At 64.4% G+C, this 15,442-nt stretch carries 8 protein-coding genes; 1 reads left to right on the forward strand and 7 read right to left on the reverse strand.

Annotated elements, in window-relative coordinates; all coding sequences use genetic code 11:
* Nucleotides 1-55 precede the first annotated feature (55 nt).
* The 6 genes from E5675_RS16105 to E5675_RS16130 form a co-directional block, all read right to left on the reverse strand.
* Nucleotides 56-1,414 carry an HlyD family type I secretion periplasmic adaptor subunit gene (locus tag E5675_RS16105; RefSeq protein WP_210727549.1) on the reverse strand — a complete coding sequence of 453 codons (1,359 nt, stop codon included), beginning with the start codon at nt 1,412-1,414 and terminating at the stop codon, nt 56-58.
* Nucleotides 1,411-3,168 carry a type I secretion system permease/ATPase gene (locus E5675_RS16110; protein WP_136175422.1) on the reverse strand — a complete coding sequence of 586 codons (1,758 nt, stop codon included), beginning with the start codon at nt 3,166-3,168 and terminating at the stop codon, nt 1,411-1,413. The genes E5675_RS16105 and E5675_RS16110 overlap by 4 nt, the downstream gene beginning before the upstream one ends.
* A gap of 86 nt (nt 3,169-3,254) precedes the next feature.
* On the reverse strand, nt 3,255-9,758 hold the full coding sequence (locus E5675_RS16115; protein ID WP_136175423.1) for a peroxidase family protein: 6,504 nt from the start codon (nt 9,756-9,758) through the stop codon (nt 3,255-3,257).
* A gap of 330 nt (nt 9,759-10,088) precedes the next feature.
* Nucleotides 10,089-10,811: a response regulator transcription factor gene (locus E5675_RS16120; RefSeq protein WP_168707900.1), complete on the reverse strand. Its 723-nt coding sequence runs from the start codon at nt 10,809-10,811 to the stop codon at nt 10,089-10,091.
* A gap of 171 nt (nt 10,812-10,982) precedes the next feature.
* Nucleotides 10,983-12,005, reverse strand: coding sequence for a HAMP domain-containing sensor histidine kinase (locus tag E5675_RS16125; protein WP_210727550.1), 1,023 nt, complete (start codon nt 12,003-12,005; stop codon nt 10,983-10,985).
* Nucleotides 12,002-12,682 carry a response regulator transcription factor gene (locus E5675_RS16130; RefSeq protein WP_210727551.1) on the reverse strand — a complete coding sequence of 227 codons (681 nt, stop codon included), beginning with the start codon at nt 12,680-12,682 and terminating at the stop codon, nt 12,002-12,004. Before E5675_RS16130 ends, E5675_RS16125 begins: the two co-directional genes overlap by 4 nt.
* 448 nt (nt 12,683-13,130) lie before the next feature.
* Here E5675_RS16130 and E5675_RS16135 point away from each other — a divergent pair, with 448 nt between their 5' ends.
* Complete coding sequence (locus tag E5675_RS16135; RefSeq protein WP_136175425.1) at nt 13,131-13,895, forward strand: hypothetical protein; 765 nt, start codon at nt 13,131-13,133, stop codon at nt 13,893-13,895.
* 292 nt (nt 13,896-14,187) lie between these two features.
* On the opposite strand, the gene E5675_RS16140 is transcribed toward E5675_RS16135, so the two are convergent.
* A complete protein-coding gene (locus tag E5675_RS16140; protein WP_136172897.1) occupies nt 14,188-15,216 on the reverse strand; it encodes an IS110 family transposase in 1,029 nt (342 codons plus the stop codon).
* Nucleotides 15,217-15,442 lie beyond the last annotated feature (226 nt).

The raw sequence follows: 15,442 nt of genomic DNA on the forward strand, positions 1-15,442 counted from the left end.
GCAGTCAGTCTGCTCTTAAGCGGAAAAGCTCGAAAGCGGACGTTTGGAAATCTTTCTAATGTTCGCGGCCGGCCTTCCACAAGGTTTGGGTCAGCGGTTCGAACAGATATTCGAGCGCGGTACGTTTACGCAGCGGGACCATCACCTCGGCGGGCATACCCGCCCGTAGACCATTGTTACCGCGCAGCGCCGCGATCTTCTGCATCTCGGCCGGCGGCACCATCACCTCGATCTCGAAATAATCCAGGCCCGTCCGGTTGTCCTCGAAACTGTCGGCCGACACTTTGCTGATCTTGCCCATCAGGATCGGTAGACTGCGTTCCTGGATTCCCGAAAAGCGCACCTGCGTTTCCATTCCGGGCGACAGGTCGTCGGCGTCGTTGGGCGACGCCTTCGCCAGCACGACCAGCGCCTTATTCTTCGGAACGATCTCCATCAGCACGTCGCCCGGCGCGGCGACGCCGCCGACGGTGAATATCTTCAGGCCGACCACGCGCCCGCTCGCCGGCGCGCGCACCACCGACTGCGTCAGGCGCTCGCGCGTCGCGAACAGGCGCGGCTGCAATTCGTCGAGCCGCACCTGGACCTCGCGAAGCTGGGTGGCGACTTCCTCGAGCGTGCGGCGGTCCATCGACACCATCTGGAGGCGCGATTCGCCGATCGCTTCCTCCAGCCGCGCGACGTCCGAGTTGAGCGCGCCGAAATCGCCGTCGAGCTGCGCCGCGCTGCGCTCGATCGCACGCAGCCGGTTCGTCGACACGAAGCCGCGCGCGGACAGAGTGCGTAGCCCCGTCAGTTCCTCGTGGATCAGCCGCTGCTGGATGCGGTTCGATTCGATCTGCGCGCCATAACCGACGATCTGCCGGCTATGCTGAGCGACCCGCTGGCCCAGCATGGCGCGTTCGGTCGCGTTCGACCGCCGGCGCGCGTCGAACAGCAGGCGCTGCCCGCGCATCGCTTCGTCGGCGAGCGCGCGGTCGCCGGCGAGGAAGCTCGAAAACTCGACCGGTTCGGCGATGCTGCCCGCCCCGTCGCGCTCGGTGATCAGCCGCGCACGCTGCGCGAGCAGCGCGACGATCTCGCCCGTCAACCCGCGCTCGGCCGCGACGACGTCGGACGCCGATATCTTGAGCAGCACGTCGCCGCGGCGCACCTCGCTCCCTTCGGCCACCATCAAGGCCGTGACGATGCCGCCGTCCTTGTGCTGGACCGCTTGCCGGTTGCCCGCGACCGAGACCGACCCTTGCGCGAGCGCCCCCGCGTCGAGCGGGGTCAGCGCCGCCCAGCCGAGCAGGCCGACAAAGAAGGCGCCGGCGACGAGCAGGCCCACTCTGATCTCGCGTTTCGACGAATCGATCGCCTCGACCGGCAGCGGTGCGCCGTGGAGGTCGTCGCCGAAGCTCATCGCGTTCATGGCTTTTTGCCCCTCTGCATCTTCACGACATTGGCGGCCGCGCGCGCGGCGCTCTGTTTGAGCTGTTCGATCACCTGTTCGCGCGGCCCCTGATGTTCGATGATCCCGTTCTTCATCACCGCCAGCCGATCGGCATCGCGGAGCGCCGCCTGACGGTGGGTGACGATCATGATGGCGGCCTCGCGCGCCTTCGCGGCGGCGATCGCATCGCCCAGGGCTTCCTCGCCCTGGCTGTCGAGCGAGGCGTTGGGCTCGTCGAGGATCAGGATCTTGGGATCGCCATAGAGCGCGCGCGCCAGCGCGACGCGCTGCGCCTGTCCGCCCGACAGCCGCAGCCCCCCGTCGCCGATCCGCGCATTATATCCGCCCGGCAGGTGCAGGACCATGTCGTGGATGCCCGCCGATATCGCGGCGCGCGTCACCTTGTGGTCGATGTCGGCCGCATGCTCGCCGCGCGCGGCGGCGAAGCGCGAGATATTGTCGCCGATCGTCCCGGGAAGCAGGGTCGGATCCTGCGGCAGATAGCCGATATGGGCGGCGAGCCGCTCGCCGTCCCAGTCGCTATATTGAGCATCGTCGATCCGGACTTCGCCGCCGTCGGGCGGGATCGCGCCCGCCGCGATGCGCGCGAGCGTCGTCTTGCCGGCGCCCGACGGACCGATCACGCCGAGCACTTCGCCGGGAATGATCCAGGTCGAGACGCCGCGCAGGATCAGCGCGCTGTTGTCGGGGGTGCGCAGCAGGACGTTGGCAAGTTCGACATAGCCCTCGGGCGCGGGAAGAATGAGGCGCTCGCCGACCAGATCGTCGGTATCGCGGAACAGCGCCTCGACCGACGCCTTCGCCTGACGCGCCTGGCCCACCGAGGGCCACGCCTGCACCATCTGTTCGATCGGCTGGAGAGCGCGCGCGAGCAGCACCGAGGCCGCGATGATCGCGCCGACCGAAATCTCAGCGTGGATCGCCAGATAGGCCCCGGCGCCGAGCGCGAGCGACTGCATGAACATGCGCGCGAATTTGACGAGGCCCGAATAGCGCGAGGCGACGAACTGCGTCGCCGCGCTCGCCTCGAGCCCGGCGCGGCGATCGGCGATCTGGCGCGCGACCATCGCGCGACGCATGCCGAGCGCGCGCACAATCTCGGCCTTGTCGAACATCGCTTCCTGTCCCGCATAGGCCAGCGCCATCGCGCGGTGCCCGTCGGCGGCCGAGCGCCTGGTCGCGCGTTCGTTGAGCAGCGCGAGGCCGAGGAGAATGACGCCGCCGCCAAGGATGATCATCCCGAGCAGCGGATGGATGAGGAAGGCGACGATGAAATAGAGCGGCGTCCAGGGAATATCGAACAGCGCGATCGCGGCCGGGCTGGCGACCGCGCCGCGAAAATTGTCGAAATCGCGCATCGCCTGAGCGGCGCCCGGATCTCCGCTCCCCTTGGCCCGCGCGAGCAGCCGGTCGAGGATCGGCGCCGCGAGTTGGCGATTGAGCCGCAGCGAGGCGCGCAGCATCAGCCGGCTGCGCACCATGTCGAGCGCGCTGAGGCAGGCGATCGATATGCCGACGATGACGGTGATCCAGAACAGCGTCAGTTCCCCGCCCGTCGGCACGACGCGGTCGTAGACCTGCATCATATAGATGGTCGGCGCCAGATAGAGGATGTTGACCAGCGCGCTGAACAGCGCCGCCGCGAGGAAATGCCGGCGGCACGCCGCGAAGGCCGCCTTGATCGGAACCGGAACAGCGGGATCGTGACGCATGACCCTCCCCCTTTTCTTCTGACGATCTTGTTCAAGCGAAAGGAAAGACCCGGACCGGCTGAGCCGATCCGGGTCCCCGGGGGACTTCAGACATAATCCCAGTCGTTGCGGACCATGTCGGCGCGATCGATCCACCAATCGCGAACCGGATCCAGCCAGCGGCTATGCGCCTGCGGGGCGGGAGCGGGAGCGGGATCGGCGGGCGGCGGCGTGCCGCCTTCCGCGGGCGCGGCGAGCGGCGCATTGCCCACGGCGCCCCCGGCGAAGCGGAAGGACGCACCCGCGAGGTCGCCGGCGGTCATCGCGTCGAACGTCATCGAATGCCCGTCGATGCGCAGGATCGCGCCGTCGCCTGATTGGGCCATCGCGACCCGCGCCGCGAAATTGTCCGCGGTGATGCCAAGGGCGCTAAGGTCGATCACATCGTCATCGACGTCGAAATCGGTCACCCGATCGTCGCCCTCGCCAAAGACGAAGACGTCGTCCCCGCTACCGCCCGTCATCACGTCGTCGCCCGCGCCGCCGTCGAGCCGATCGTCGCCCGATCCGCCGCCGAGCACATCGTCGCCGCCGCCGCCCGCGAGCAGATCGTCGCCCGACCCGCCCGAAAGCACATCGTCGCCGCCACCGCCGTCGAGCTCGTCGTCACCCGAGCCGCCCGAAAGCGCGTCATCGCCGCCGCGGCCACGGATAACGTCGTCGCCCGACCCGCCCTTCAGCACATCGTGCCCGGCGGTCCCGATCGGCGTATCGGCGTGTGAGGGCGCCGGCGCATCGTCGTCGTCGTCATCGTGATCGTGATCGTCGTCATCCGAAGCCGACACACCTCCCGCGTTGGCGGTGGTGCCAAAGAAGGTCACGCTGTGCCCTTCGGTCGACAGCGTCGTGCTGCCGTCGGCATTTTCGGTCGCGGTATAATCGTCGATGGTCTTGCCGTCGGCGAGTTCGAAGCGATCCTGATCGCGCATCTGGCCCAGGATGACGTCATTGCCCCCGCTCGACTTGAACACGACGCGGTGCGCCGACTGGAGCGCGCCGATGTCGACGACGTCGTCGCCGTCGCTGCCCTCGATCGTGATTGTGCTGGTCGACAGGCTGGTCGGAGCGAAGTCGCCGATCGGGAGGAAGGTATCGCCGCCACCGCGGCCGTTGATCACGATTTCCTCGACATTGTCGAGTTCGGCGATGATGTCGGCGTTGGTGGTGCCGTTGCGCGTGATGATGATCTCGGCATTAGCGTTTAGCCCCGTGAGGCCTGCTGCCAGCGCCGCAGCGCGCGAATAGATGCGGAAGGTTTCCGCGCTCGCATCGCCCACGACCTTGACCGTGTCGGTGTCCGCCCCGCCATCGATGAAGTCACGGCCATCGCCGACCGACCAATAGGCGGTGTCGTTGCCCGCCCCGCCGTTTACCGTGTCATTGCCCTGACCGCCAACGAGCAGATCGTTGCCCGCGCCGCCGTTGAGCGAGTCGGTGCCGGCAAAGCCGAACACCGCCTGCGACCCGCCAGCGCCTGCCGCGCCGTTGAGATTGGCATTGTTTGCCGCAGTCCCCGCCACCACGCTATAGTTGGCACCGGCAAAGCGCAGCGTTTCGATCGTGCTCAGCGTGTCGGTGCCTTCGGCGCCCGTCAGGTCGGTCACGACCAGATTGGTGCCGTTCGACGCCAGCGCGAAATTGGCGACATTGCCGGCAAAGACCGCGACGTCGGTTCCCGCGCCGCCGTCGAGCCGGTCGTCGCCCGCCCCGCCGTTCAGCGTGTCGTTTCCGCCCGCACCGTTCAAAATGTCGTTGCCGCCATTGCCGTTGAGCGTGTCGTTGGCCCCGGCCCCGAACAGGCCGCTCGTGCCGTCGGCGATATCGTCGCCGGCGGTACCGTTGAACGTGTTGCCGAGGAAGGGAACCGCGTCCCAATTGTCACCCACGACACCGGTCGGCGCGGAAACCAGCGTCTCCTGATGCCCCGCACCGTCGGTGAAGCTGACGCTGACGCGGAGCAACCCGCCAACCTGACCACCGATCCCGAGAATGCCGTCGGTCGGCGTAAAGGACGCCCCCGTCCCGCTAGCCAGGATATTATTCCAGGTCGCTCCATTATCGCTCGAAACCTGCCAGCGGTAGCTGAACGCGCCGAGCCCGTTTTCATCCGCGATCGCGCTGGTATTCACGGTCAGGGTCTGGCCCTCGGTCGGGGTGAGATCGCTGATCACCGGCGCACCGGTCGCGGGCGTGTTGATCAGCCCCGCGGTCGAAATCCGCTGGTCGCCGAACTGCAGCCATTCGACATTATAGACCTGATCGATACCGTCGGATTCGCGATTGCGCCCGGTGACGGGGTCGATCGCGCCGCCGGTCTGGTCGACATGTTCGATGCGCAGCCCGCCGTTGCCGTTGCTCGTGATCGCGTAATTTTCGAGCACGTCCCAGAAGACGGCGGTGTCCTCGCCGCTGTCGTCGGATAGGATCTCACGGACGATCTCCATCGCGCCCGGGTTGATCCGGCCTTCGCTCATCCAGCTCGTCAGCGACCTGGTCACGCCGCCCAGCGTGACCGAATCTTCCATGCTGGTGACGCTGAATTCGATACCGTCCTTCGTGACGCCGGTCAGCTTGACGCTGAGATAGCGGTCACCGTCGATCACATCGTCGCCGCCTCGGCCCTCGATCGTGTCGCTGCCGCCGCCGCCGAGCAGGATATTGCCGCCGACGAAGACCGCCTCGGTGATACCGGTCGCACCATTCTCCCACGATCCGGTCGCCCAATAGGGCAGCGTCTGCATCAGGTCGGGCGTGATGATCTCCGACAATCCGGCGATCCGGTCGATCCCCGCCTGGTTGAGCTCATTGTAGCGGAAACCCGTCTCGGGCGTCGGATCGACCGTCGTGCCGCCCTCGGCATCGGCGCCGGTGCGGTCGTCGCCGCGCAGCACGTCGTTGCCGTTCCAGCCCGACAGCGCCTCGACCTGGCTGAAGCGGTCGCGCAGCACCTCGTTCGGCAGCGTCGTGAAGATGTCGACGCGCATGTCGGCGTCGACACCGCTCGACTGGCCCTGATGGGTCACCCAGTCATGGCCCCACATGCCGATATTCTTCTGGATCCCCTCGCCGGCGAACATGATGTCGTCGCCCGAATCGGCGTCATAATCGGTATCGCCCTGCCCGCCGTTGAGCACATCGTGGCCGATGATCGTCGAGTTGAAGAACAGCTCGCCATTGTCGCCCGCGATATAGTCGAAGCCAGCGCCGCCCTCGACCCAGTCGTCACCCTCGTTGCCGAACAGCGCGCCGATGCCGTCGCCGCCATAGATGAGGTCGTCGTCCAGACCGCCGCGGATTTCCCCGTCATCGAAGCCCGAGACGAGATAGTCCTTGCCCGCACCGCCGAAGATCAGCGACATGCCGGTGCCGTCGACGATGACGTCGTTGCCGGTTTCGCCCTTCAACACCGAGATCGCGCCGATGTCGGTGCCGGAACTGGTGATGATGTCGTCGCCCGCACCGCCGTTGATGCTGTCGACGCCGTAACCGGCTTCGATGCGGTCGTCGCCATCCTCGCCCCAGACAGTGTCGTCCCCGCCGCCCGCGACGATATGGTCGTTGGCGCCTGTGCCCTGGATGACGATATGGTCGAGCCCGTTATAACGGATATATTCCGCCACCCCGTCGCCGTCGACGTCGCGGCGCTCGACGAGGCTGGAGATACCCTGCAGCACCGCATTTTCGTGCGCGGGATCGTCGATCCCGGTCATCGCCATCTGCTTGTTATGATCCATGTACAGGATGTGATCGGGGGTCGAGAAGATGTCCGCCGGCAGCGCAAAGCCGTCGAGGTCGGTATTCTTCTTGACCATCTTCGCGAGCGAGTTGTTTTCGAGCTCGGTCAGCAGATTGAGGCCCTGCGTGCGCGACAGGTAATAAAAGCGATCCGAATCCTGCAGATTTTCCATCTGCATCTGGAACACGAAGGAGAAGGTCGATCCCAGCATGCCGCCGAACGCCATCTTCTTTTCGGCCAGGCCACCGATCCACAGGTCGACGTCGTTGAGCCCGCCAAGGCTGCCGCCCGCATAGGCTCCGGTCGCGTTGAGGAAGTCGAGCCGGTCGCCCGGCGCGCCCTCGCCGCCGAAGACGAGCGCCATCGCGGCGTCGCGCTTGCCCTCAATCGTCGTTTCGGCAGTGATCGTCGCGTGCGTGCCATAGGCCGCAATAAAGTTGATCACCGATTCGGGATTACGCATGTTGAGCGCGAAGTCGGTCCAACTGGTATAGGGACGCAGCAGCGTGTCGCCGGTTGCCATGTCCTGAAACTGCGCCCGGGCCTGGTTGAGCGTCGGCATGCCGGTGTCGCGGCCCCGCGCGATGTTGAGCGCGGCGAGGTCGAGCGGGATGCCGACGAGTTGATTGCGCAGCACGTCGGTGACGAATTCGTCGATCTCGTTGCCGACCTGCATCGTCATCCCGCGCACGATCGCGGCCGCGGCTTCGCGATGATTGACCGTGTCCGATCCGAAAGCCAGCGGGTTGAGGAAGGCGTCGAACAATTCCATATTGGTGACGCTGCCATCCGCATTCTGCTGATCGACCGTCTGGTTCAGCATCGAATGGCCAAAGCGATAGACGACGTTCGCGAACTCGGCGAAGATTGCCGGATTGAGCTCGACATCGGGTTCGACGAGGAAGATGTCCACGTCGGGCTGGATCTTGCGCGCGAACTCTTCGAAGACGAGGTGCTGATACTGCATTTCGGTCGCGAAGCGCGCCGCCTGGAACAGGCGTTCGCCATCCCAAGCCAGCCCGTCCATCGTCGCGGGAATGCTCGTCACATCGACGGCGAGCCATTGGTTGAGGAAGGCGAGGTCGCCCGATTCGAATGCCGTCTTCTTGATCTCTTCGACCTGCCGGTTGTGTTCGGAGTGGAAGACGTGGTGAACCGCAGTCAGGCCGATATTCTCGTTCCCGCGCCCGTCGCCGGTGATGTAGTGCGCGTCGAGCAGTTCATCGTCATATTGCGTCTGCTGCCCGCGCGTGTTGAAGCCGCCCGAATAGCCGACGGCATCATCGGTATCCTGCTGAAGCACGCCGTCCGCGAGGACCGGCACCGCCGCATGGGCGATATCGTCGAGAAAGGCATTGCCGGTGCGCGCCGCCGAAACGGTCTGGCCCGCCTCGATCGTAATCTCGGTCCCACCCGACCCCATGATCACCGTGCCGACGGGAAGCTCGATCGCCGACGGGTTGATCGGGCTCGCGATGTTGCCCTCGACATAGATGGGTTCGCCGTCGGGCGTGAAGGCCGCGAGAATCTGGGGCAAGCCGTTGGGACCGCGGATGAATTCACCATAGGGGTCCATCCGGAAGACCGGGACCTGTGTGACGTCGGCATCGGTCAACTCGATGCCCAGCATCGTGCGCGCCTGTTCCTTGACATCGGCCCAGGTCGCCATGCCGCGATCGCCCTCGAGCAGATGGCCGGTCGAGACGGGCTTGCCGCCGACCATTTCATATTCGCGCAGGAACAGCTGATGCGAGGCATGCGATGTATAGGTCTGGTTTTGATCGACCCAGGGCGTGGTCACGTTACCCGCGCCCTCCCCGACCGTGGCGCGCGTCATCGCCATGAAATTGGTGTGCGGGCTGTCGGGGTCATAGAGCGGGTCGTCGGGCTGGAGCGGAATATAGACCGTGCCATTGCCCCCCTTGGAGACGAGATCGAGGCCGTGATCGAAGAACTGGCCGAAGAGCGTGAACCAGCCGTTGTAAGACGCTGACAGCCCCTCGTCGGGCGACACGTTGCGCAAGAGGACGCTGTTGCCGTCCATTTCGACGCCATAGTCGTCGAGTGTCGCCGAAAGCACGCCCTGGGCGACCTCCACCGCATCTTCTGCGGTTGTGACGGCGACCTGCGCCTCCGCCTGCGCCGTCGCGGCGGCGGAGACCGCCGTGATGAGGGCGGGAATGGCTGCCGGATCGGTTTCGGCAATCAGGTTCGCGACCGCCTGGTTATAGGCTGCCTGGGCGTCGGTCAGCGCCAGATTGGCTCCCGCCAGTGCCTCCAGTGCATCAGGATGCGCCTGCATCGCCGTCCGGATCGCGGTGATGCCGTCCATGATCTCGCTTTCGGGATGCCCCGCGAGGCGGAGCGCCGCGGCGATGACCGCCGGATTGTTCAGCGTCTGGTCGACGATCAGGTTGGAAATGGTGCGCGGATCGGCGTCCACCAGCGTTCCGCCGCCAAGGCCGCCCGGGCCCGAAGGCGGCCCGTTCTCGCCGTAATTGCCGTCGGTGAAGGTAATCTGTCCCGGCGATCCCGCCCCGAAGATGATCGAATCGTCGCTTTCGTTGACCCAGTTCAGCGTCGTCAGCCGGGGAAAGGCCTCACCCGACGCGCCCCAAAGCTCGCGGCCGGGGACAAGATTGTTGAAGCTGCCGTCGACGGTGCGCAGTCCGTTGGGAAGGAGCGGATTGTCGACGAGCAGGCGCAGCGCCTCACCCGGGTCCATCCCCTCTTCCTGCACCAGCCGGTTATGCTCCTCGGCAAGCTCGATCTGGTCGAGGATGAAATTGAGGTCATGTTGAGTCAGCTTTACCATGCCACGTCTCCGGTCCTGCCTCCCCGCGAACCAGGCGCGAGCGGCCTCATCCGCAGAATTCGCGCGGACGAAAGGTTGCACATAGAGCTGGTGCGGCCCCGCCAGCAGTTGCCGAACATCGCGAGTCGATGGACTCGCCCGACGACTTAATGAAAGCTTAAGAAAAAGTGGGGTCCGGAGTCGATTGGGCTTTCGGTATTAGCCCAAAATGGGATTCCATGAGTCCTCGGTATTATCGGGCCGTCGGGATTATCTAATACTTTCGGCTTTGGCTTCGGCGCGATGAACGAGCAGTCCCGATCGCGCAGCTCAATCTTGGTTATGGATGCTTTAGCCGAAAGCGCGCTTGCGTGGCTCATACGCCTGGCGCTCGACGAGCTGTGGGTCGCGCACGAACGCCGGTGCCGCGCCCCGGTCCTGAATCATCGCCACGGCCCCGACGCGATTGCGAACGCCGAGGAGGCGGAAGGCGGCCGCCACATGCACTTTGACCGTGCTTTCGGAAATACGGAGCGACCGGGCGATTTCCTTGTTCGATTTGCCCATCGACATATGGGTCAGAACTTCGCGCTGGCGTTCGGTCAGGCTGGTGATCGAAGCCTGGGCCGAACAAGAAGAGCTGGATACTGGCATTTCCGCATCGACGTCGCTGACGATCGGCGGAACGTAAACCTGCCCCGCCATGACCTGCCGAAAGGCCTGGAGCATTTCATCCTGCTCCATATCCTTCGGAATGAAGCCATGCGCGCCTTCGCCTATTGCACGGAGCACGACGTCACGGTCGCGCCGCCAGTCCACGACGACCAAAGCGAGCCACGGGTAGCGATGACGCAATTCGCGAATGCCCCCGGGGACGACGGACGCGAGGTCGATTCCGCCATCGAGAATCAGCAAGCCATGCGCTTGGGTCGCCGCCAGCCAGGCCAGCGCCTGATCGGCGTCGCTCGCAGTCGCGACCTCGATGTTTCCGAATTCGCGCCGGACAATGGAAGCGAGACCGCTCCGGCAAAGCAATTGCCGTTCCCAAACCAGCGCCGTCAATACAGCCGACAAGATATTTCCCCCACAGTCCATCAACGGTTGCGACCCGCTGTGAACGCCGGATAGCCGCTCGCCTTATTTTTTCTTGAGCTAGTCCGTCGCGAGGTTCGGCCCCCACCGAATCCTTCGCGTCCTATTCTATCGGATTTTGCTGACAGAAAGCTTACGAAGCCTGGACCTGTCTCAGGATGCTACAATCGCTCCGAAATCCAGCTCGATCGACGGCTCATCGGGATGCGAACCCATCGTTCCGCCATGAACTTCCATGATCCGCGCAACGATCGACAGGCCTAAGCCGGCGCCGCCAAAACTGGCATGTTCGCCGCGCCGGAAACGGTCCGACAAGGCCAGCAGCCGGTCCGGGGCGATCCCGGCCCCGCCGTCCGCCACCCGGATCGTCGGCCCCGGCCCGCGAATGATGATCACCTCTCCGCCCGCCGCTGTTACTCTGACTGCGTTCTCGACCAGATTGCGCAGCGCCGCTGTCACGGCTTCTATACGGCCCATGACCGGCGAGGCGCCTTCGTCCCGGTAAGCGAGCGCCACGCCCTTCTGCGCCGCATCGACGGCACAAAGCTTGATCGCCTCCAGCGCCGAATCCCGAAGATCGATAGGCCGGAACGGCTGCGGTGCTGCCGCATAGGCATCAAGCTGCGCCAGGACGAGCAACTGTTCGACCAGCCGGTTCATCGCCGTCAGATCGGCGATCACCCGGTCGGTATCGGCGGTCTTGAGCCGTTCGAGTTCGAGCATCGCAACCGCCAGCGGCGTCTTCAACTCATGCGCGACGTCGGCGGCAAATCCCTCTTGTCGACGCGCGGCATCGTCGAGCCGCGATAGCAGCGCATTGACCGCCTCGGCAAAGGGCAGGGCTTCGGTCGGAAAATCGGCAAGCCTAACGCGAAAACCCCGTTCCCGGCCCGTTGCCTGGTGAATGAGGTCGGCCGCGTCGTGAAGCGGGCGAAGCGCGCGGCCGATCAGCCATCTGGTTGCGATCGCAAGGGGCGCGAGCAGGACGATGATCGGAAATATCACATGGTCGATAACCTCGTGCGCGATACCGATGTGACCGTATGTTGCGCGGATTTCCACTTGGAGCAGTTCGAAATCGACGACCAGAAAAGCGGCGAGCACGATACTGCCGGCCGCCGCCATCCACGCAAAGCCGGAGCGCAGCTCCGCAATGATCGATCGCCCGCCCGTCATCCGCCCACCGGCTCGATCATCAGGTAGCCGACGCCGCGCAGCGTGACGAGTTGATCGTGCACACCCAGCGTCGCCAGCTTTTTCCTGACCCGCGACATCAGCACCTCGATGGCATTGGGCGTCACCGGATCGTCGAAAGGATAGAGCGACGCCTCGATCTGGTCGCGGCTGACGACGCTGCCCGCCTTGACCATCATCAGCTCGAGCAGCGCGGCCTCGCGCTGGCTGAGATGCAATGGCTCTCCACAGCAGGTGCCCGTCCTTGCAATTGTGTCGAACTCGATCAGACCAACGGAAAGCCGCGCGCTCGAACGTGCGCCAGGCCGGCGCAGAAGCGCTCGCACGCGGGCAGCCAGTTCCTCGACGGCGAATGGCTTGATCAGATAATCGTCAGCGCCGGCATCAAGGCCATCGATACGGTCCCCCAGCGCGGAGCGCGCGGTCAGCATGATCACCGGCGTTGCAAGACCATGCGCTCGCTCGACCATCAGCCACGCCCTCCCGTCGCCATCGGGCATGCCGAGATCGAGCACCACGACGTCATAGGTGGTCGCTGCCAGCAACTCCGAGGCTTCGGCGAGCGTCGGCGCAATATCGCAGCAGAACCCCATCGCCGAAAGACCTTCGGCCGTCAAAGCGCCTATCCGCGCATTGTCTTCGACGATCAGAATGCGCACCTTGTCCCCCTGCAAGGAGTGCATCATCCCCGCCGCAAATGGTCAAGGGCTGCGATCTAGTCCTTAAGGCTTAATTCGATAGACCAGATAGACGCCGACATCATCGCGCTTGAATTATGACAACCACGGTTGCAGGTGTCACAAGTAGCCGGAGATCGGAGGGGGAATGCGCAAAGAAGGCTGGTTTCTGGGCGCCCTTGCCGGCCTGTCCTTGCTGTGGCTCGCCCTGCACATGTTCGACATTCTTTAGCTCACGACCTGTAGCGGCAAACCCCGAGGATGCTGCGAATACTGAGGGATTGGCCGGTTTCCGACCGTCGGCTTTCGGCCGAGCTCCTTTAAATCCGTACGTGGCGCTCGCCAGCCAACGAGTCATCACTTCGTAAGGCAGTCGTCGGATGATATGATCATTGCGGGGCTAGTCCGCCACCATCGAAAGGAGCCTGCTATGCGTCTCGCCCTCTCCCTAGTATCGGTCTTTTCCCTATTCCCTGCCGTTGCCAGCGCACAAGCGCCCGCTGATGTCGCTGATCTGGTCGGGGCCCGCGGCGCTGGCGGCGAGACCCAGCTTCTCTCGCGGGGCTACGAAGCCCGACAGTCAAATGTCGTGAGGGATCAGCGGTTCACCTTCTGGTGGAATGCGCGTCTGAACCGATGCATTTCCGTATCTACCGCCGACGGCCGCTATGCCGCGATCACCTCTGTTCCCGCGGAGAATTGCGGCACGGGAGGCTCCCATGCGCCGGCGCCGGCCGTCGATCATGACGACCGCGAACCAGAGCCCGGCTATCGTGATCCGAATTCGCTCGTGCTGGTCTGCTATGGCGCAGGAACTCGCCCGACGGTTACGTCCAAGCCCACGTACAGCTGGAACCCCTGGACCCATAAATGGGAATGGAGCAACCAGGTCGGGAACAGCGCCCAGGGCTTCAACAGCGACGTCCAGATCGAACTTTTCGGCAACGCCGGGCGCATCCATCTCGGATCAAAAATGGTGCCACCGTTTCACTCGGGCGGCGACAATGGTTGGTGGGACCTCGACAACCTTGTCGTCACGCGCGACCGGATTACTGCGAGCTATCGGCTCAACGGAATGAACAAGCCGAAGCTCACCGTCGACCGCCGCACCGGCCAAATCTCCATCGCGGCGCAGACCAATTTCTCCGGACAGTGCGACTTGGGAGACTGGGGAGCCGGCACCCGACGGTTTTAGCGCGGAGCCAGCCAGAATGGCCGTGTGTGGACGGCCCTCCGTTGGCAAGTGGTTTCTGGATGTGATGCGACCTGCTGGTTGGTGCAGCCATGTGTCCGGCCTGTGATGCGGCCTTGTCATGCGCCGCTGGCCATGATGCCTTTCGCGCGGATCGGGTCCCGACCAATTGCTCGCACTCGAGGTGCACCGGCCAAAATGGGTTTTCCTGATCCGGCGGTTTCAACCGGCTTTGTGCATCAGCTCCTATCTGCCCTTCCCAACCTCGGCGACGCCAAGTTCGGCGCCTGATCTCTTATGCGTGCGCGACCTGCGGTTCGCGGTAGCGCTCTCCGCTCGTCATCAGTGCCCAGACCATGCGGGCGGTTTTGTTAGCTAGCGCCACAGCTGCAATTTTCTTCGCGCGACGCTTCATCAGTTCGATGAGCCACGGCCGTTTGGTGCCGTGTCGTTCAGCATGGCGGATGACGGCCATCGAACCGACGACGAGCATCTGGCGCAGATATTGGTTGCCCGCACGCGATATGCCGCCGAGCCGCTCCTTCCCTCCGCTGGAGTTCTGCCGAGGGACCAGGCCTATCCACGCGGCGAGGTCGCGCCCCGTCTTGAAAATACCGGGGTCGCCGACACTGGCAACAAAGGCGCTGGCAAGCAGCGGTCCGATGCCGGGAATCTCCATCAACCGCTGCCCGACTTCTGTGTCGCGCGCACTCGCACGGATGCGCCGGTCATTCTCGAGGATCTGTTCCTTCACGATGGCGAGCTGCGCCCCGAGCATCTCCAGGCAGAGCCGGGCATCGGGTGGGATGCTCTCGTCATCTTTGTCGGCGACTATCGCCAGCAGGTGCTCGAGCCCAATGCGCCCCACCGGCGCCACGATCCCGAACTCCGACATATGGGCCCGCGTCGCGTTCGACAGCTGAGTGCGCTGGCGGTTGAGCATCAGGCGGACCCGGTGAAGCATCATCACGCTCTGCTGCTCCGGGGTCTTCACCGTCACGAACCGCATCGTCGGCCGCGTTACCGCCTCGCAGATCGCCTCGGCATCGGCAGCGTCGTTCTTGCCGCGCTTCACATAGGGCTTCACATATTGCGCCGGCATCAGTCGAACATCATGCCCCAGCGCGATCAACTCGCGGGCCCAGTGATGAGAGTTGCTGCAGGCCTCGATGCCGACCAGACATCGCGGCAGCTTCGCAAAGAACGGAATCACGCGCGCCCGGCTCAGGCGCTTGCGCACCACCACTTCGCCTGCAGCATCAACGCCGTGGACCTGAAACACCGACTTCGCGATATCCAACCCGACTGTTGCAATCTTCTCCATCGTAGCTCTCCTTCCAGCTCATCCCGCGGACTATACCGCGGGGCGTTGGAGAGCCGTCCACGTCATCAATTGCGGAACTTCCGCTTCAAGCCGTAATTTAGAGATAGCCGACATTGAACGATTTGCGCCGCGAAACGTGAACAATCAATAGCTGTCGCTTTGCCGCTTCGCTCCACGCCGGCAATTTACCGATCTCTATCAGGGCGGCGGCACGGTCGACACGACA

The sequence above is a fragment of the Sphingopyxis sp. PAMC25046 genome (assembly GCF_004795895.1).
Taxonomy (GTDB): Bacteria; Pseudomonadota; Alphaproteobacteria; order Sphingomonadales; family Sphingomonadaceae; genus Sphingopyxis.